Origin of the sequence: Thermomonospora umbrina (genome assembly GCF_003386555.1) — a bacterium.
GTDB classification, from domain to species: Bacteria; Actinomycetota; Actinomycetes; order Streptosporangiales; family Streptosporangiaceae; genus Thermomonospora; species Thermomonospora umbrina.
In genome coordinates, this window is record NZ_QTTT01000001.1 from 6,334,327 (window position 1) to 6,350,912 (window position 16,586).

The following is a 16,586-nucleotide window of genomic DNA, read 5'->3' on the forward strand; positions in this document are numbered from 1 at the left end:
CACGGGGGTGGGCTCGACCGGCCATGAACACCGACAGTGAGCCGCTGGCCGGGTTCGCCGTGGGCGTGACGGCGGCCCGGCGGCACGAGGAGCTCGCGGCGTTGCTCGAGCGGCGCGGAGCGCGGGTGGTGCACGCCCCCGCGATCCGTCTGGTCCCGCTCTCCGACGACGCCGAACTCCTGCACGCCACCAACACCTGCATCGGCGAGAGTTTCGACTACGCGGTGGTCACCACCGGCATCGGCTTCCGGGCCTGGCTGGAGACCGCCGACGGATGGGGGCTGCGCGACGACCTGATCGAACGGCTCCACAAGGTGCGGATCCTGGCCCGCGGACCGAAGGCGCGCGGCGCCATCCGGTCCGCCGGGCTCCAGGAGACCTGGTCGCCGGACTCCGAGAGCTGCGAGGAGGTCCTGCGCTACCTGCTGGCCAAGGACCTGGCGGGCACCCGGATCGCCGTCCAGTTGTACGGGGAGCCGCTGGCCGACTTCGTCGGTGCGCTGCGCCGGGCCGGGGCGGAGGTCATCGAGGTCCCCGTCTACCGCTGGTCGCGGACCGACGACTCCACCCCGCTGCGCCGCCTGGTCGGCCAGGCCGTCGCCGGAACGGTCGACGCGATCACCTTCACCAGCGCCCCCGCGGTCACCGCCACCCTCGCGGTGGCGGCCGAGGACGGCCTGGAGGAGGCGTTCATGGAGGCGCTGCGCACCCACGCGGTGGCCGCCTGCGTCGGCCCGGTCACCGCCCGACCGCTCACCGAGCGGGGGGTGCCCACCGTGCAGCCGGAACGCGCCAGAATCGGCGCGCTGGTCCGGGCCCTGGTCTCCGACCTGCCGCAACGGCGGGCCCGGCTGATCAGCGTCCGGGGGCACGCGCTGGAGCTGCGGGGGCACGCGGTCGTGCTCGACGGCCAGCTCCGGCCGATCGCGCCCGCGCCCATGGCCATCCTGCGGGCCCTGGCCCGCCGTCCCGGTCACGTGGTCTCCCGCGCCGAGCTGTGCACGGTGCTGCCCAGTCGGATGGTCGCCGGCGGGGCCTGGTCCCGCGACGGCCGCCCGCAGGCCGACGAGCACGCGGTCGAGATGGCGGTGGCGCGGCTGCGCCGCGGTCTCGGCCGCTCCGGCATCGTCGAGACCGTGGTCAAACGCGGCTACCGGCTGGCCTGCGACCCGCTCCGCGCCATGGAGGTGCCCCGATGACGATGAGCCGTCCGACCCTGCTCGCCGTGGCCCACGGCACCCACGACCCCGCCGGTCCGGCCACGGTGCGGGCCCTGCTCGACCGGGTCCGCGCCCTGCGCCCCGGGCTGCGGGTCGCCGAGGCGTACGCCGAGATCGCCGCGCCCTCGCTGGAGGAGGCCGCTCGAGAGATCGACGGCCCGGTCGTGGCGGTGCCGCTGCTGCTGGCCCGCGGCTACCACGCCCTGATCGACATCCCCGGCCGGGTGCACGAGGTCTGTGATCCCGGCACGGTCACGATGGCGCGGCCGCTGGGCCCGCACCCCCTGCTCGGCGACGCCCTGATCGACCGCCTGGCCGCCGAGTCCCGGGACCTCGCGTCGGTGGACGCGGTGGTGCTGGGCGCGGCGGGCTCGTCCGACCCCGCCGGGGTCGCCGACGTGCGGACGGCGGCGCGCATGCTGTCCCGGCGTCTGGGCCGCCCGGTCGCCCACGGGTTCGTGGCGGCGGGCGCCCCCGGCCTGCCGGAGGTCGTGGCGCGGGTGCGCGAGGCCGGGGCGAGCCGCGTCGCGGTGGCCGCCTACCTACTGGCCCCCGGGTTCTTCCACGGCCGGATGGCCGTGGCGGGCGCGGACATGGTGAGCCCCCCGATCGGCGCGCACGACGCCGTGGCGCGACTGATCCTGCGCCGGTACGACGAGGCGCGCGCCCGAACGGCCCGATCGGTCCGAGACACCCGGCCGACGGTCCTGGCGGGCAGCGTCGGCGGGCCCGGGGCGACGATGCGACCGGCGACCTGAGCCCCTTCACTCCGCTCGGCGCGACCTGACGGCCGCACCCCTACTCAAGGGGCGCGGTACGACGTCCGAGAACCCCCGCGCCCGCCGTTCCGGGCTCGGTGGTGACCGACCCGCCCATGTCCAGACGACACGGGGCCCGCGCCCAGCCGCCCGAAGTGCAAAAAGCGGGCCGTCCGCGCCCGAGCCGGCGCGCGGGGAGCGGGGTCCGCGCGGCAGCCGCCCGACGTGCAGGGAGCGGGCCGTTCGTTCCTGGGCCGGCGCGTGGGGACGAGGTTTCGTGCGGTAGCCGCCCGAAGTCCGGGGAACGGGCCGTCTATGCCCGGGCTACGGGGTCCGCGCGGCAGCCGCCCGAAGTGGAGGGAGCGGGCCGTCAGTGCCTGGGCCGGCCCGTGAGGACGCCGGGGGTCCGTGCGGGAGCCGCCCGAAGTAGAGGGAGCGGGCCGTGCATACCGGGGGCGGCGCGTGGGGACGGGGGTCCGTGCGACAGCATCCTGAAGTCCGGGGAGCCGGCCGTCCGTCCCCGGGCCGGCGCGCGGGGGTCCGTGCGGCAGCCGCCCGACGTGGAGAGAGCGGGCCGTTCGTTCCTGGGCCGGCGCGTGGGGACGGGGTCCGTGCGGGAGCCGCCCGAAGTCTGGGGAGCGGGCCGTCCGTGCCCGGGCCGGGTGTGGGATCGTCGGGGCTCACTCGGTCGGTGGGTCGACCGGCCCCTGGTCCGCGGCGGAGGCGAAGCGGCCGTCGTGGTGCGCGAGCGCCTTGAGCAGCAGTGACCGCAGGGTGTCCCGTTCCGGCTCGGTCAGACCGGCCAGCAGCGTGTCGTTCAGCCGCTCTCCCCGGACCCGGCGCTCTCGCAGCGCCCGCCGGCCCTCGTCGGTCAGATGCAACGAGTAGCGGCGTCGGTCCGCGGGGTCGCGACGCCGTTCCACCAGGGCGAGTCGTTCCAGCGTGTCGATGACACCCACCAGGTCGGCGGGGCCCACCCTCAGGCGCTCGCTGACCTGCCGCTGCGACATCGGGCCCTGGTCGGCCAGCCAGGCCAGCGTGACCACATGAGGCCTCCGCAGCTCCTCGGCGGGGTACAGCTCCTCAGAGGTGCGCCGCGCCAGCCTGAGGAACTCCGCCACCAGGTGGGTCGGCAGCCGCAGCACCGGGTCGGGCGGGACCGGCCCCTCGCACCACCGGTCGCGCACGGGCATCACCTCATCGATAAGGGCTTGACCGTGATTATAGGGATTCCATACCGTTTGGTAATCCCAACTGTTCTCGATGGGGAGGATGCGCCGATGGTCGCAGTGGAGCCCGCGGTCGCCGTCGCCGGGCTGGAGAAGCGGTTCGGTGACGTCCCCGCCGTGAAGGGCATCGAGTTCACGGTGGCGCCCGGTGAGATCTTCGGATTCCTGGGCCCGAACGGCGCCGGCAAGTCCACGACCATCAACATGCTCTGCACCCTGCTGCGACCCAGCGCGGGCACCGCGCGGGTGGCCGGTCACGACGTGGTGCGCGAGCGCGACGACGTGCGTCGCAACATCGGCCTGGTCTTCCAGGACCCCACCCTCGACGGTTACCTCAGCGGCGAGCAGAACCTGCGCTTCCACGCCGAGCTGTACGGGGTGCCGCGCTCGGCGGTCGCGCCGCGGATGCGCCAGGTGCTGGAGATGGTGGGCCTGTGGGAGCGGCGGTCCGACAAGGTCCTCACCTACTCCGGCGGCATGAAGCGCCGGCTCGAGATCGCCCGGGGCCTGCTGCACTCGCCGCGGGTGCTCTTCCTCGACGAGCCCACGGTGGGCCTGGATCCGCAGACCCGTTCGTCCATCTGGGACTACATCCGGGAGCTGCGGGCGGCCGAGGAGATCACGATCTTCATGACGACGCACTACATGCAGGAGGCGGACTGTCAACTGTGGCACGCTTAGCCGCATGGCGGAACCCTCCACCCCACCCGTTGAGTACGCCCGAGACTGCATCCTCTACCTGCGGAAGAGCAAGGGCACCGCAGGGATCTCCCGACAGCGCCGTGACTCCGAGGCGCTCGCGGCGCGGCTCCGGTGGCGCATCGTCGGTGAGTGCGTCGACACCGACGCGACCGCCTTCGTCAAGATCGGCAGCGACGTCTCGGCGCTCCGCACACGCCGGGACGACTATCAGCGGCTCCTGACCCTGCTGCGGACGGACCAGCGTGAAACGCCGCTCGGTGTGATGGCTTGGCACATCGACCGCGTCCTGAGGGACCCGCCCGAGGCCGAAGAATTCATCCGTGTGTGCGCCCCGGGCATGCACCCTGTGGAGACCGTCCGGTCCGGGAATTACGAGCTGTGGACGCCGACCGGGCGGAAACGTCTGCGCAACGACGTCGCGGACTCGACCTATGAGGTCGACCACCTCATCGAGCGCCTGGAATCGGACCGTGACGAGAAGTCACGTCAGGGCCGCTGGCATGGTGGTCCGGTGCCGTTCGGGTGGAAACTGCAGCGGCTGTCGCTGGACGACGACGAGAAGTCACTCGTGCTCGATCCGGTGCCGGCGGAGGCCATCCGATGGGCGCACATGGAGGTGCTGCGCGGCCTGAAGAACAACGAGACGTCCTTGGGCGAGATCGCGCGGGAATGGGACCGGCGCGGGCTGCGGCGTCGTAAAGGAGGCCGGTTCGTCGGGGGCGAGGTCCGCAGGATCCTGCTGAGGTCCCGCAACGCCGGGCTGGTGACCCGCCACGGCGACGTCATCGAGACGGAGCTGGAGGGAGGGGTCGCGGACTGGCCGCCGATCGTGGAGGAGAGGGTATGGCGTGCAGTGGCAGAGATCCTGCTGGAGCCGGGGCGGGGCCCGTCCAACAGCCGCAAACGTAAGTGGCTGGGCTCGAACCTCTACGTGTGCGGTGTGTGCGGAACGACGATGCGGACCGGGATGGGGTCGGGAGGAACGGCCGAACATCGCAGGGCTGTGGTGACGTACCGATGTCGTTCCGGTGGGAAGGGACACGCCGCGCGGAACGCCGCAATGCTGGACGAGTACGTGACGGCCCTGCTCAAGTCGCGCCTGGCGAGACCGGATCTAATGCAACTCTTGGCGGCCGAACAGCCGGAGGACGTGGAGGACATCGAGACTCGGCTGGCGGTGGAGAAATCCGAGCTCCTGACGTGGCGGCGCCTCGCCCGGGAGCGGAAGGTCTCGGTGCTCGCCTTCGCGGAGAACGAGACGGCATGTTTGGCGCGGATTGAAACCATCAAAGCGGAACTGGTCGCCGCGGTTCGGACGCCGCTGATGGTCGAACTGCTGGACGTCGAGGACGTCGGCGCGGAGTGGGATGGTCAGACGTTGGCTTGGCGGCGCCTGGTGCTGCAGCGGTTGGTGACGATCCATGTGCATCCCGCCCGCCGCGGCCGGCCCCCGATGTGGCGACCGGGAGAGTCGTACTTCAACCCCGAAGGCATCGAACCCGAGTGGCATGTCGGAGGGCGTACCTCGTCGGCTCAGACGGGGTCCTCAGGGGCGCGGGCCACTGGCGACGGTTCGGGTGAGGGTTCCTCGGGGGGGTGATCCGCTGGTGGTTCCGACACGTCACCGTCGGATCCTCCGCCGGCGTCGTCCGTCGAATCGGCGGATGGGCGGGGCTCGGCCGAGGCGGTCGGCGCCGGTGACGGCGGTCCCGCATAGGTACTGGGGCTGGGTTCCGCCGTCGGGTCAGGAGCCGGTGACTCCGGTGCGGGCGTGGGCGAGGGCAGCGCTGACGGCGTGACCTCTGGTGTGGGGGTGGGGGTGGGGATGGGCTCCGGGCCGGAAGTGGAGTCAGGGGGTACGGGCGTGGGGGATGGTGCGATGGGTGGTCGGTCCGGCCGGTGGCCGTGACCGCCGTCCCGTTCGCGGTCTGGCCGAGGCCCGGGGGGCTGAGATGGGGGTGCGGCGGGCGGCTCGGTGTGCGATCCAGGCGCGGAGGGCGCCACTGCGGCGGGTTCCGCGGCAGGTTGCGGTTGCAACTGACCGGAGGTGCCAGCGCCGACTCCGAGGGCGATGACCGCTGCGGTGGACACGGACGCGATGCCGTTGGCGGTGTGGCCGCCGAGGGCGGCGAGGCGGCCGGCGGCCTCACCGAAACGGGTCGTGGCGTCACCGAAGAAGCCGATCGCCGGGGCTGCCCCGGCGGGTCCGCGGTATGCGGTCCAGCGGCGGCGTTGCGGGGCGGAGCGGAGTGTGATGGGGCCGCCGTCGGGAGCGATCCGTTCCATGCGCTGGATCGGGGCGGGGAGGGAGCCGATGGCGTGCGCGGCGTGGGCGCGGTCGGCGGCGGTGTACGCCTTGACGCATGCATGCCACAGGTCGGGGACCTCAGAGGACGTGACCCGCTCGTACCCGTCCGCGAAGGTGACGGTGACGACCGTGTTCTGGATCGTGATGTTCACGTCCGTCCAGCCGCCGGACATGAGCGCCTGGACGAACACGCCTGAGACGTTGGTGAGTCTTGCGTCCAGGCCCTGCATGTAGGCGGTCATGTTCTCGTCGTCGCGCGCTGCGGCCTGTTCGTGATGCTGGTCCGCGTGCCGCCTGTGGGCGGGTGTGACGCCGGTGATGTCGTGGACGATGCCGCCGTTGTTGGCCTGGGTTCGGGCCGTTGGGTCGGTGGGAACGCGGTCACCGTTTCTGGGCATGCAGGCAACACTCCGTCGTGATCCGCGCGCGGACGTTGCACCCCGGGAAGCCCTGGGATCTATGACAACTCTCGGCGGGCGTTTTGTCAGCCATCGACCGGTGGTGTAACCGTAACGTTACATCGGCGACGCCTGGGGCGTGAGGTACCTACCGCCGTGCGGTGAGGTTTGGAGGAAACCTGCGGGTCAGCTCGCGGCCCAGGTTTCATCGTCGCCGGCCGCCGTGGATCGCCGTACCGGGTTCGCGCGCCTGTCGAGGAAGTGCCCGACGGTGACGGCCAGGAGCTGTCGTTCGGCGACGGTCAGACCTTCGATGTGCCAAACCTGCATGACGGGTTGCGGGAGACCTTCCCACAGCACGTCGTCGGGAAGGTCGTCCGGCGGTTGTCGCCACGAGGGCTGGGGTGTGTCGTTCGCGCGCTTGGATGCGCTGCCGGGAAGTTCCGTCGTCGACGGGTCCTCGAGGGCCTGTCGGATGGCGTCGGGTGTCACCTGGTAGGCGTTGGCGATGGCGTTGAGGGTGGTGTCGCGGAACCCGCGTCGCGCGGCGCGTTCGATGTCGTAGATCAGCCGGGAGTTCAGACCGGTTTCCGCGGCGAACTTCTCACGGCTGCGGAAGCTGGGGTCGATCTGGGTGCGGCGGGCGACGAGGAGGTGTCCCAGTCGTTCCCATGCCGCGTCGGGGTAGTTGGTGCGGTCTCCGCGTTTCTCCACCTCTGGAGAATGATGGAGAAGTGGATGTGGCGTCAAGTCGGGTGCCTGGGGTGCGCTGACCTGCGTCGATCTTTCACGGCGGGTCTAAGTTACTTCTCGGTATCTCCATAGAATCTCATTCTATCTCCGGAGAGTTCGCTGTAAGGGCTAGACAGCGCTCGGAGATTCTCCGAGAATCTCCGTATGCCTCCGATCCCCACCGTCCGGCCGAACGGCCCGGCGATCCGGACCTTCCGCAGCCTTCGAGGGCTCACCGCGCTCGAGTTGTCGGAGAAATCCGGAGTGGCCCCGTCGGCGATCTCCTACTACGAGCGTGGGCTCAAGCAGTGCAGCACGGACATCCTCCGGAAGCTCGCCGACGGTCTTGACGTTCCCCCGCAGGCCATCTGCATGGACGACCTCCCCGACCAGGTCGCAACGCTGCGGAAGTCGGCGTGATGAGTGCGCCGAGCAGCCGCCCTGAATGGTGGCGGCCAGGTATGACGTCGGCCGAGATGCGCATCTGGGAGGCCGCCGAGCGCGAGGCCGCCCGGGCCCCGGAGATTCAGCCGGGCTCGGACCTCGCCCTGGATTTACAGCGCCTGTTCGCGGACTTCCCTGAGCGGGTGCGGGAACGCCGCGCCCACCTCGACGAGTCCCGACCGAACGCCGCGTAATACGGGCGCCCTCCCGGATGCAGCCGGTCGGGCGCCCTCGAACCCACAACCACACACAAGAGGAAGGAGTGGGTCCGTGATCCGAATGTACGACAAGCCCCCATGCCGAGCCGAGCGATCCGGGGTGTCGACGGACTTGACAGTGAGCGAGGAGCACGCCCTGGTGGCGTGGCTCCGGAAGAACGCCCCGGTTGCCTTCGCGGTGGCGATGGACCACATCGTCGCGGTTCGTCGGGCCGATGATCTCGCGTTCGCGGGTGCTGTGGCCGCCTCACATGGGACGCCGGGCCCGGAGCAGACGGTGAGCGAGCAGCAGGGAGACGACCGATGAGCGAGCCGTTCACCGACGAGCAGATGCACCGCGACCCTGCGGATGCGCCGCTGGCCCTGCCCCGGAAGGCGGTTGAGGTCATGGCCGCGTGGAAGAGGGAGCCCACCCGTAGGTGGGCGGCGGCGCTGACCGCGCTGGTCGGCGATGAGGTTGAGATCACCGCCGCCGACGGCTGCACCTATTCGGGTGTGCTGTCGCTGGACGGGGAGCAGGTGGTCCTGACCGACGACGGTCGAGACGCCGCGCCGGCCGGCCTGCACGTCGGTGAAGTCCGCCACGTCCGCGTACTGGGCGGATCGGTGGGGGCGGGGCCCGGGAGCGTGGGTGGACCGTGCGAGTGCACCTGCCACCAGGACGGGGGCCGGTCCGATGCCTGAGGTCGTGTACCGCAGCACCCACCCCGACGTGCTGGCCCACTGGGACCGCGCCGGCTCCGCCGACGCTCAGACCGCGTGGCGTGCCCGCGTGGACCAGGTCATCGCGGACCTCGGATTCCCGGGACGCCGGTTCGCCACGTCGGATGGCTTGCGGGGTGTGAAGGTCACCGGGGTCGAGCACCCGAAGGACGAACCGGTCCCCGCCGGGTGGCGCCGTGACGGTTCCTTGCCCGGGGCGATCACCCCGGACCGCCGCAGGCGGCTCGGCAAGGAGGTCGCCGAGCGGCTGGACGGACTCGCCGCACCGAACCCGCGCCGCGATCTGCCGGGCGGCATGCCGGACGTGGCGTTCTCATCCCTGCGGCTCATGCGGCCCGGGGTCGCCCGACTCGGTGACGCGGTGGTCGTGACGTGGTCGGCGGAGATCGATTCAGGCGACGCCGAACACATCGACCCGGCCGTGTGGGAGCGGATCCGGCTCAGCGAGTACTACGCCGCCGTCGAGGCCGAGCAGGACGGGGGTCAGCCGTGAAGGCGCTGACCATCCGCCAGCCGTGGGCGTGGGCGATCGTCCACGGCGGCAAGACGATCGAGAACCGCACTTGGCAGACCTTCTACAGGGGTCCGCTGGCCATCCACGCCGGCACCGGCGTGGGGAACCGGTGGGAGTTCGAGTCTGCACTGGAGAGCGTGGCGGGCCGCTGCGGCCTGCCCCCACAGGCCGTGGCGCACCTCTCACGGGTGCGCGGGTCGGTGATCGCCATCGCTGAGCTGGCCGACGTGTGCGCGGACTGCCTGTACTCGGCACATACGGCACCACTGCGGTGCGAGTGCGGGACGTGGGCGGTCAACGGTCAGCGCCACCTCAGGCTGACCGAGGTCCGAGCGCTGCCAGAGCCGGTTCCGGCGCGCGGTGCGCTGGGTCTGTGGTCGTTGCCGCCGGATGTCGCCGCCGCTGTCCGCACCCAGGTGGACGGGGGCCGGTCATGACCCCGGCCGAGATGGAGGCGCTCCGGGAGGAGCACGCCCGGTTGCTCGTCGAGCGGGTCAAGGCCACGGAGCTGGTCGCCGACGGCTGGAACCGTCTGCACCCGGTCGGCACCCCGGTCACCTACTGGCCCGGCCGGCGCAAGGGCCCTGGCCGCCGGTCCCGTACCCGCTCGAAGGCGTGGGTGCTGGAAGGCCACACCGCCGTCGTGTCCGTCGAGGGCCACGCAGCATGCGTCGCCCTGACCCACGTGCAGGTCATCAGGGACGGGGGCGCGTCATGACGGAGCAGATGCCCGCCACCGAACTGCGGGCCGCCGCCGCGAAGCTGCGCGAGACGGTGGCGATCCTGCGCGCGGAGGCCAAGCCACCGCAGAACCCGCTGATGTGGTTCGTGTCCGACCTCCTCGTTGCGGGGAACGTCATCGCCGCGACCGAGGACACCACGGCGCACACGCTGACGCACGGCGAGGCCACCTGGATCACCTCGATGCCGCCTGCGCTGGCCGAGCCGCTGGCCGCCGTGCTGGACGACGCCGCCGAGATGTACGAGGGGACCCTCGCCCGGGTCTCCTGCGAGGAGATCCGGCGGCGGGTCGAGCCGAACGCGCTCGCCCTGGTCGTGTACGAGCTGTCCGTGGCCCGGGTCATCAACGGGGACGGAGGCCCGCAGTGAGCGGTGATTCCTCCCCACCATTCCCGCGGGCCGCCATCTGGGCCGGCCTGGCCGAGCGACTGCTCGAGCAGGCACTCCAGGATGCGCGCGACGGTGCCGACGCGATCGCCCCGGCAGAAGCTGCGGTTGCCGCGCTTTGGGCACAGGCAGGCGACATTCCCGAAGACGAGGCCGGCGACTTGTCGCGCGACCTGGCGGGCATGCTCGACGGCTTCGTCGAGGTGTCCTGCTCCTGCCCACCGGACCTTGTCGCGCGGGGCGGATACAGGAGCACCTGCCTCGGACATCGGGGTGATGGCCGTGGGTGAGTCCTCCCTCCCGGTCCCCGGGGCTGTCGGCCCCGGGGCCGCACGGCCCGCAGACATCGCGGTCGCACACGGGTACACGATGCACGACATCGACGGCCTCGTCCGATACGCGGTCCACCGCCGCGTCCGGGTCGGAAGGGCGGGTACCCGATGAGCCCGGCCGCCGACCAGTTGCGCGACTGGCTCCTCATGGTCGTCCCCCTGCGCATGGCCGAACTCCGCAACCGGACCCCTGACCAACTGATGGCGGTCGGCCGCGCCCAGGTCGACGCCCTCGGCAGCCGAGGCGACGTGCTCCAGTACGGCGGACGCGGTGCCGGAGACGCCGCCGCCGCCATGGCGACCGGCCTGGCGGCTCTCGCCCTCACCGCCGAGGGAGGGGTGACGTTCTCCGGGCTGCACTGGTGCGGCGCCCCGCACACCGAGTGCCCGTCCCGCACGCCGGTGTGGAGGTGGCTCGGTGTGTACGAGCTCCCCGTACCCGCCGTGCCCGTACCGGCCCGTCCGGTCGAGGACGTGCCCCTGCCCGACCTTGACGCGCTCCGCGTCCGCCTTGAGGAGGTGGCCCGTGATGGCCGCTGAGACGGGGGCCGCACGGCCCACGCCCGAATGCCTGAACGCTCTGTGCCGCATGGCCGCCTCCATCTACGAGCGGCTCGGCGACAACTGGCAGATCGTCTACGACCCCGAGTACGACGACGAGGTCTCGGTCCGCACCGAGGGCAGCACCGCCAACTCGTTCAGCGAGGTGTTCTCCACGTATCAGGTGGACGCGGAGGACCCGCTGGAGGTCGCCGGGTTGCTGATGTCGGCGCCCGCGCTGATGGCCGAGGTGGACGCCCTGCGCTCGGGCCTGACCGCACTGCTCGCCGAGTGGGAGCAGCACCTCGCCTGGAAGCCCGACGGCGCGTCCGCGTTCGACCCCGTCGAGCAGCGCAAGGCGGCCGTCTACGCCGACCACATCACCCAGGTCCGGAGCCTGCTGAACGGAGCCGACCATGGCTGACATCCCCACCCCCGTCGAGCCGATCACCGGCCCCGACCTCCTCGCCCTGCGCGCCGCGATCGCCCGCGCCAACGATCCCACCCTCAACTACAAGGGCGTTCGGGGAGACCGGTCGCTCGTCCTGCGGCAGACGCCCGCGCTGCTGGCACTGGTGGATGCCCTGCGCGCCGAACTGGCCGTCCATCGCGGCACGGTGAGCGCCGTCAAGGTGACCGCCCGGCACGGCGACATGTCCGAGGACACGCGCCGCGAACTCCATGCCCTGCTGGAGGACCACGATGACTGACGTCCCCACCCCCGACGAGATCCGCGCCCGACTTCACCGCGACATCGAGGCTGAGATTCGCCTCACGTGGGCCACGGCCAGCCGGCCGGCCCGTGGCATGTTGGAAGCCGTCGTGTGCGCGGCGCAGCGGATCGTGGACGAGATCACCGTCCAGCGGGACCTTGCCCAGGCCGAGCGGGACCGGCTCGCCGAGCAACTCGCCGAGATGACGGCCCTGCGCGACAACGCCAACCTCGATGTGAGCCGACTGTACGTCGAGGTCGAGCGGGTGCGTGCCTTGGCGGAGGACGGTCCGGACCTGATCCCGTCCCGCGAGATCCTCGCCGCCCTACGCGAGCAGCCGACCGACCGCCACGCGAACCGGGTGGAGGCCGAAGCCGGCGCCCTTCGGGAGCGACTGGCGGCCTCCGAGGCGCATGTGGCCGCCGTCCGTGCAGTGCACCGGCCCATCTCCGTGACCCGCGTGCGCTCCTGCGACACCCACGGATCCGCCACCGTGTGCTCCGGCTGCCAGCAGTATGAGGCGCTGACCTGCGCAGCCCTCGGCTGCTTCGTGTGGCCGTGCGCCACCATCACCGCCCTGGACGGCCCGGCGGGAGGTGAGGGCCGGTGACCGCCACGCGCTTGCCCTGCGGCAACCGGACAGCCCGGGGCAGGCGCTGCCTCAACGCCGCCACCGTCCGAGTGACCGCCGGATGCCTTCATGAGCACGTCGGCACCGGGGAGGTCTGCGAGGACTGCGCGGGCCTGTTGACCCCCGGGAACCTGCACTGTTCCCCGTGCTACCAGGCCGACTCCCACCTGTGCATCGTCCTCGGCAGCGCAGAGCCACTCGCCACGGCGGCAGGTGAGGGCAGGTGACCTACCTCGACCGCCTCGCCGAGATCACCACGAACCTTCAGCGGCACATCGAGGACCGCGCCGCCGAACTCGCGGCCCCCCTTATCGCCGCAGCCGAGCAGGAGGCGCGCGACCGCATCGCGGCCGTAGAGCGAGACCTGGCGTGCAGCAAGCAGCGCTCCGGCGACCTGCTTAACGAACTCCGCAAGCGGGCCGCAGTTCAGGAGCGGAAGCGGGACCAACTCGCTGCGCAGGTCGACCGCGTCAAGGGACTGCTCGTGGGAGCCGAACCCGACGACGTCGGCCCGGTTCGCGCCATCCGCATCGCCCTGAACGGGGGTGCCCCCGATGGTGCGTGACCTCGACCGCCCCCGCCCGTGGGACACCGCCCGATTCCTCGGGCTCGTCCTCGCAGAACTGATCCGTGACCTTCTTCGCCCCAGGCGCCACGACGACGAGCCGGGAGACGGCCGATGAGCGACAACAGCAAGATCGAGTGGACCGATCACACGTTCAACCCCTGGTGGGGCTGCTCCCGGGTGTCGCCCGCCTGCCGGTCCTGCTACGCGGACGCCCAAGCCCAGCGGTACGGGCACCAGGTGTGGCGCCGCAAGGGCCCGCGCCAGATGCTGTCGGACGCCAACTGGGCCAAGCCCCACCGGTGGAACCGCGCCGCCGAGGCGGCAGGAAAGCCCGCGAAGGTGTTCTGCGCCTCGATGGCCGACGTGTTCGAGGACCACGCCGACGTCGCCGAGGCCCGCGAGCGACTGTGGCAGGTCATCGAGGACACCCCTTGGCTGCGGTGGCAGCTACTCACCAAGCGGCCCGAGAACGTCGCAGCCATGGCCCCGTGGGGCACCTCGTGGCCCGGCCATGTGTGGCTCGGTACGAGCGTGGAGAACCAGCGGTTCGCCGAGCAACGCATCCTCACCCTGTTGCGGATCCCGGCGCCCGTGCTGTTCCTGTCGTGCGAGCCGCTGCTGGGGCCGGTCGATCTGCGCAACCTCCGCGCGGGCAACGGGGCGCTGATCGACTGCCTGGCCGGTGACGTGAAGACCAGCGACGGCCGGGAGGTGTACGCGGCCTGCCCGAACTCGGTGTCGTGGGTGATCGCCGGAGGCGAGAGCGGCCCCAAGTCCCGCGAGACGAACATCGAGTGGGTCAGGGACCTCGTCCGCCAATGCGAGGACACCAGCGCCGCCGCGTTCGTCAAGCAGCTCGGCACCGCCTACGCCCGAGACGTCTTCGTCGGCGGCCGGTCCGTGTACGCCCAGGGAGATCGCAAGGCCGGCGACCCGACGTTCTGGCCCGAGCCGTTCCCCCGCCGGTTCCCGGGCGGTGAGTCCCGGTGACCCCGTACCTCATCGCTACCGCCGCGATCACCGTGGCCATCATCTGGGCGCTGGTCGTCATCGCCGTCTGCGCCGTCATCATCTCCGCCCGACCCCGCCCCATCCCACCCGCGCTGGAACAGGACCTGGTCGACGACGAGTTCGACCGGATCACCGCAGATTGGAGCGGACGGTGACCGGCCGGGCGCTTCCCCTTCGGCACGGCATCACGTTGGAAGAAGTCGATCGACTCGCGCGCACCGCCGTGGCCCGCGCCCGCCGTGACGGTTGGGCGGGCTCGGACGATTATGACGGCCAGTTCGCCGTCGCCTGGGACGCCGTCGCCTCTGCCGTCTACACCGCCGAGGAACCACCCTCCGGAGGTCGCCTCGTCTATCTCGCCCAGGAGGCGGTCGGCCGGGACCACGACCAATACCGGCGTCACCACGGCGCCCGCGACAACGCCCGCGCATTCGGCGCGTACTGGCTGGGCTCGGCCGGGCCGACGCCGAGCCCGGAGCGGTCGGTGGTCGAGCGGGCGGCGCTCGCGCAGATCTGGCCGCGCCTGGCGCCGTACCAGCAGCGTGCGCTGACCGCACTGGCGACGTTCGGGGACTACCAGCGGGCCGCAGACGCGCTCGGCCTCGCCCCCAAGACGTTCACCACGGCCATCTCCCAGGCGCGTCGGGAGTTCCTAAGGCTCTGGCACGAGGGCGAGACGCCGTCCCGTCCATGGGGTACCGACCGACGTCAGGGCTCCGGCCGTGATCCGGTGACCCGTCGGGTGAAGAACCGCAAGGGCCTGCGCCGGACCGAGCCCGTCCACGGCAAACCCAGCACCTACCGCAACCACCGGTGCCGCTGCGACCCGTGCCGGGAGGCGGCCCGTGTCGAGCAGCGGGAGTACAAGGCCAGGAAGAAGGCCGCCGCATGATCACGCCACGCTCCCCGATCCCGGACACGGTGCCGCTGCCCGACCGCATCGTCCTGCCCGGTGACACCCCGCCCGAGCCCGAGCCGGCCCCGTCCGTTGCGGCCACGCTCGGCGAGACCCCGGCGACGATCGACACGGTCCGTCTGTCCGAGGCCGCCAAGGGCCAATTGGTCAAGCTGAAGCGGGTCACCGGCATCAAGAACTGGAACACCCTGTGCCGGTGGGCGCTGTGCGTCGCCCTCACCGACCCCAGCCGTCAACCGGGTCCTCAACGGCCGGCAGAACCCCAGCCACGAGTTCATCGCGTCCCTGGTGCGCGCATTCAAGGGCGCCAGCTTCGACGACCTGTGGCTCATCGAAATCCCCGCCGACGAGAGCGAGGCGGCTTGAACACGCCCCGCCAGGCGCGCCCCGCCGTGACAATCCCTGATCGCGCCAGCCTGTCTCTCTACCCCGACTCGATGGGCGGCTGGCCGCCCTGCGTCCGCTGCTTCCGCGCCGATACGGCGTTGGACAGCACCACCGACACGTGCGGCCGATGCCACACCGCCCACGCAGCCGGTCGCCCCGTCAACCTGCCGGCCGGGGATGAACTGATCGGCACGTGGAAGCGGATCGCCCGCGACCACATCAACGGCTGGATCAATGACGAGCTCGTGGCGTCCGCGCTGGCGACGTTGGCCCCCCACCTGTCCATGCCGTCCGCGCAGGAGGCGTTCACCGAGTACGAGGTGGCGCTCATGTGGCAGCAGCGAGTCGAGTCTCCCGATTTCGCCCCGGACCCGGACGAGCGGCACGATGACCGGCCGACCGAGCGGGCGGGTGTCCGTGTGGCGGAAGCCCTCAAGGTGCTGATCGGTGCCAGCGTCCCGGTCGTGGACGAGTCGGAGTACCGCATCGCTGGCCCGTTGGCGTCCTGGAGCAACGAGCCCGACGTGGCCCCCGTCCACCCCGCGTCGATGAGCGAGGACACGCGCGCCCCCACAACACGGCCGGCCGTGTTCCTTCCCCAATGCCCGGACGGAGCGCCGTTCTGATGCAGCAGCCGATCACCGGACTCGAAACCGGACCCGACCCCGAGACGCTCGTCCGCGACGCGGACATCGTGGTCGTCAACTCGATGACGCTCGCCGACTACATCGCGATGCTCGGCGCCGGCGTCGAGGACGGCCTCATCGACCGCCATGAGGCGGCCCGGCTCCTCCAGGAGTACGCCGATGGTCGCCTAACCCTGCGGGGTGCCTACTGGGAGCTGGACGACCACAGTGCCCGCAGTGTCGAGCTCCGGCAGACCCTCGCCGACGCCGCTCGCACCCTCGACGTGTTCGACGCCCTTCAGCGGGCGGAGACCGAGCAGGACCGAGAGGCGGCGTTGACCGCGTTCGAGGCGATCAACGACCGGCGACGCGCCTGTGCCCGCGAGGCCGCGCTACGGCTCATCAGCCGCCCTGTCCGGCGTGATGACCGATGACCGACCTGAACGGCACGACCAAGCCCTTGGCCGACAACCCCCTGACCTCTGCTC

At 71.5% G+C, this 16,586-nt stretch carries 26 protein-coding genes and 1 pseudogene; 25 read left to right on the forward strand and 2 right to left on the reverse strand.

All coding sequences use genetic code 11. From position 1 onward, the window contains the following. The first annotated feature begins 23 nt into the window (after window positions 1–23). Window positions 24–1,199, forward strand: coding sequence for a uroporphyrinogen-III synthase (locus tag DFJ69_RS28355; RefSeq protein ID WP_116025405.1), 1,176 nt, complete (start codon window positions 24–26; stop codon window positions 1,197–1,199). Between the two features lie 2 nt (window positions 1,200–1,201). Further along, on the forward strand, window positions 1,202–1,978 hold the full coding sequence (locus tag DFJ69_RS28360) for a sirohydrochlorin chelatase (RefSeq protein ID WP_245974617.1): 777 nt from the start codon (window positions 1,202–1,204) through the stop codon (window positions 1,976–1,978). Window positions 1,979–2,658: 680 nt separating this feature from the next. On the opposite strand, the gene DFJ69_RS28365 is transcribed toward DFJ69_RS28360, so the two are convergent. Beyond that, window positions 2,659–3,171 carry a MarR family winged helix-turn-helix transcriptional regulator gene (locus DFJ69_RS28365; RefSeq protein WP_116025407.1) on the reverse strand — a complete coding sequence of 171 codons (513 nt, stop codon included), beginning with the start codon at window positions 3,169–3,171 and terminating at the stop codon, window positions 2,659–2,661. Window positions 3,172–3,258: 87 nt separating this feature from the next. On the opposite strand from DFJ69_RS28365, the gene DFJ69_RS28370 reads away from it, so the two are divergent. Both DFJ69_RS28370 and DFJ69_RS28375 read left to right on the forward strand, forming a co-directional pair. Beyond that, window positions 3,259–3,888: an ATP-binding cassette domain-containing protein gene (locus DFJ69_RS28370; protein ID WP_245974618.1), complete on the forward strand. Its 630-nt coding sequence runs from the start codon at window positions 3,259–3,261 to the stop codon at window positions 3,886–3,888. Between the two features lie 4 nt (window positions 3,889–3,892). Next, window positions 3,893–5,509, forward strand: coding sequence for a recombinase family protein (locus DFJ69_RS28375; protein WP_116025408.1), 1,617 nt, complete (start codon window positions 3,893–3,895; stop codon window positions 5,507–5,509). A gap of 1,292 nt (window positions 5,510–6,801) precedes the next feature. On the opposite strand, the gene DFJ69_RS28385 is transcribed toward DFJ69_RS28375, so the two are convergent. Next, window positions 6,802–7,329: a helix-turn-helix transcriptional regulator gene (locus tag DFJ69_RS28385; RefSeq protein ID WP_116025410.1), complete on the reverse strand. Its 528-nt coding sequence runs from the start codon at window positions 7,327–7,329 to the stop codon at window positions 6,802–6,804. A 183-nt stretch (window positions 7,330–7,512) separates the two neighbouring features. On the opposite strand from DFJ69_RS28385, the gene DFJ69_RS28390 reads away from it, so the two are divergent. From DFJ69_RS28390 to DFJ69_RS28475, 21 genes and pseudogenes are all read left to right on the forward strand, one after another. Next, window positions 7,513–7,767: a helix-turn-helix domain-containing protein gene (locus DFJ69_RS28390; protein WP_116025411.1), complete on the forward strand. Its 255-nt coding sequence runs from the start codon at window positions 7,513–7,515 to the stop codon at window positions 7,765–7,767. A 41-nt stretch (window positions 7,768–7,808) separates the two neighbouring features. Next, window positions 7,809–7,985 carry a hypothetical protein gene (locus tag DFJ69_RS34515; protein WP_170177803.1) on the forward strand — a complete coding sequence of 59 codons (177 nt, stop codon included), beginning with the start codon at window positions 7,809–7,811 and terminating at the stop codon, window positions 7,983–7,985. A gap of 76 nt (window positions 7,986–8,061) precedes the next feature. Beyond that, window positions 8,062–8,316, forward strand: a complete 255-nt coding sequence (locus tag DFJ69_RS28395) for a hypothetical protein (RefSeq protein ID WP_147312432.1) — start codon at window positions 8,062–8,064, stop codon at window positions 8,314–8,316. Further along, entirely contained in the window at window positions 8,313–8,693 is a 381-nt protein-coding gene (locus DFJ69_RS28400) for an LSm family protein (RefSeq protein ID WP_116025413.1), read from the forward strand. The genes DFJ69_RS28395 and DFJ69_RS28400 overlap by 4 nt, the downstream gene beginning before the upstream one ends. Beyond that, on the forward strand, window positions 8,686–9,225 hold the full coding sequence (locus DFJ69_RS34520; protein WP_170177804.1) for a hypothetical protein: 540 nt from the start codon (window positions 8,686–8,688) through the stop codon (window positions 9,223–9,225). The genes DFJ69_RS28400 and DFJ69_RS34520 overlap by 8 nt, the downstream gene beginning before the upstream one ends. Next, window positions 9,222–9,683, forward strand: coding sequence for an ASCH domain-containing protein (locus tag DFJ69_RS28405; protein ID WP_170177805.1), 462 nt, complete (start codon window positions 9,222–9,224; stop codon window positions 9,681–9,683). The genes DFJ69_RS34520 and DFJ69_RS28405 overlap by 4 nt, the downstream gene beginning before the upstream one ends. Beyond that, window positions 9,680–9,964: a hypothetical protein gene (locus DFJ69_RS28410; protein WP_211328829.1), complete on the forward strand. Its 285-nt coding sequence runs from the start codon at window positions 9,680–9,682 to the stop codon at window positions 9,962–9,964. The genes DFJ69_RS28405 and DFJ69_RS28410 overlap by 4 nt, the downstream gene beginning before the upstream one ends. Continuing rightward, complete coding sequence (locus tag DFJ69_RS28415; RefSeq protein ID WP_116025415.1) at window positions 9,961–10,356, forward strand: hypothetical protein; 396 nt, start codon at window positions 9,961–9,963, stop codon at window positions 10,354–10,356. The genes DFJ69_RS28410 and DFJ69_RS28415 overlap by 4 nt, the downstream gene beginning before the upstream one ends. Further along, window positions 10,353–10,664, forward strand: coding sequence for a hypothetical protein (locus DFJ69_RS28420; RefSeq protein WP_116025416.1), 312 nt, complete (start codon window positions 10,353–10,355; stop codon window positions 10,662–10,664). Before DFJ69_RS28415 ends, DFJ69_RS28420 begins: the two co-directional genes overlap by 4 nt. Before the next feature lie 150 nt (window positions 10,665–10,814). Next, window positions 10,815–11,246 (forward strand): hypothetical protein, encoded by a 432-nt coding sequence (locus DFJ69_RS28425; RefSeq protein WP_116025417.1) that lies wholly within the window; start codon window positions 10,815–10,817, stop codon window positions 11,244–11,246. Next, the gene (locus DFJ69_RS28430) at window positions 11,236–11,670 is read left to right on the forward strand and encodes a hypothetical protein (RefSeq protein ID WP_147312433.1); all 435 of its coding nucleotides are present in this window, start codon (window positions 11,236–11,238) and stop codon (window positions 11,668–11,670) included. The genes DFJ69_RS28425 and DFJ69_RS28430 overlap by 11 nt, the downstream gene beginning before the upstream one ends. Then, window positions 11,663–11,956 carry a hypothetical protein gene (locus DFJ69_RS28435; protein WP_116025419.1) on the forward strand — a complete coding sequence of 98 codons (294 nt, stop codon included), beginning with the start codon at window positions 11,663–11,665 and terminating at the stop codon, window positions 11,954–11,956. Before DFJ69_RS28430 ends, DFJ69_RS28435 begins: the two co-directional genes overlap by 8 nt. After that, window positions 11,949–12,569, forward strand: coding sequence for a hypothetical protein (locus DFJ69_RS28440; RefSeq protein ID WP_116025420.1), 621 nt, complete (start codon window positions 11,949–11,951; stop codon window positions 12,567–12,569). The genes DFJ69_RS28435 and DFJ69_RS28440 overlap by 8 nt, the downstream gene beginning before the upstream one ends. Then, the gene (locus tag DFJ69_RS28445) at window positions 12,566–12,817 is read left to right on the forward strand and encodes a hypothetical protein (protein ID WP_116025421.1); all 252 of its coding nucleotides are present in this window, start codon (window positions 12,566–12,568) and stop codon (window positions 12,815–12,817) included. The genes DFJ69_RS28440 and DFJ69_RS28445 overlap by 4 nt, the downstream gene beginning before the upstream one ends. Beyond that, a complete protein-coding gene (locus DFJ69_RS28450) occupies window positions 12,814–13,155 on the forward strand; it encodes a hypothetical protein (RefSeq protein ID WP_116025422.1) in 342 nt (113 codons plus the stop codon). Before DFJ69_RS28445 ends, DFJ69_RS28450 begins: the two co-directional genes overlap by 4 nt. A 114-nt stretch (window positions 13,156–13,269) precedes the next feature. Further along, a complete protein-coding gene (locus DFJ69_RS28455; protein ID WP_116025423.1) occupies window positions 13,270–14,148 on the forward strand; it encodes a DUF5131 family protein in 879 nt (292 codons plus the stop codon). Continuing rightward, a complete protein-coding gene (locus DFJ69_RS28460; protein ID WP_116025424.1) occupies window positions 14,145–14,324 on the forward strand; it encodes a hypothetical protein in 180 nt (59 codons plus the stop codon). Before DFJ69_RS28455 ends, DFJ69_RS28460 begins: the two co-directional genes overlap by 4 nt. Window positions 14,325–14,359: 35 nt before the next feature. Continuing rightward, entirely contained in the window at window positions 14,360–15,061 is a 702-nt protein-coding gene (locus tag DFJ69_RS28465; RefSeq protein WP_147312434.1) for a hypothetical protein, read from the forward strand. Then, window positions 15,058–15,324 (forward strand): annotated as a pseudogene (locus tag DFJ69_RS35765) (DndE family protein); the annotation flags it as partial. The gene DFJ69_RS28465 and the pseudogene DFJ69_RS35765, both read left to right, overlap by 4 nt. A 153-nt stretch (window positions 15,325–15,477) precedes the next feature. Next, entirely contained in the window at window positions 15,478–16,098 is a 621-nt protein-coding gene (locus tag DFJ69_RS35770; protein WP_245974818.1) for a hypothetical protein, read from the forward strand. Next, window positions 16,098–16,532, forward strand: a complete 435-nt coding sequence (locus DFJ69_RS28475) for a hypothetical protein (protein WP_116025427.1) — start codon at window positions 16,098–16,100, stop codon at window positions 16,530–16,532. Before DFJ69_RS35770 ends, DFJ69_RS28475 begins: the two co-directional genes overlap by 1 nt. The last annotated feature ends 54 nt before the right edge of the window (window positions 16,533–16,586 follow it).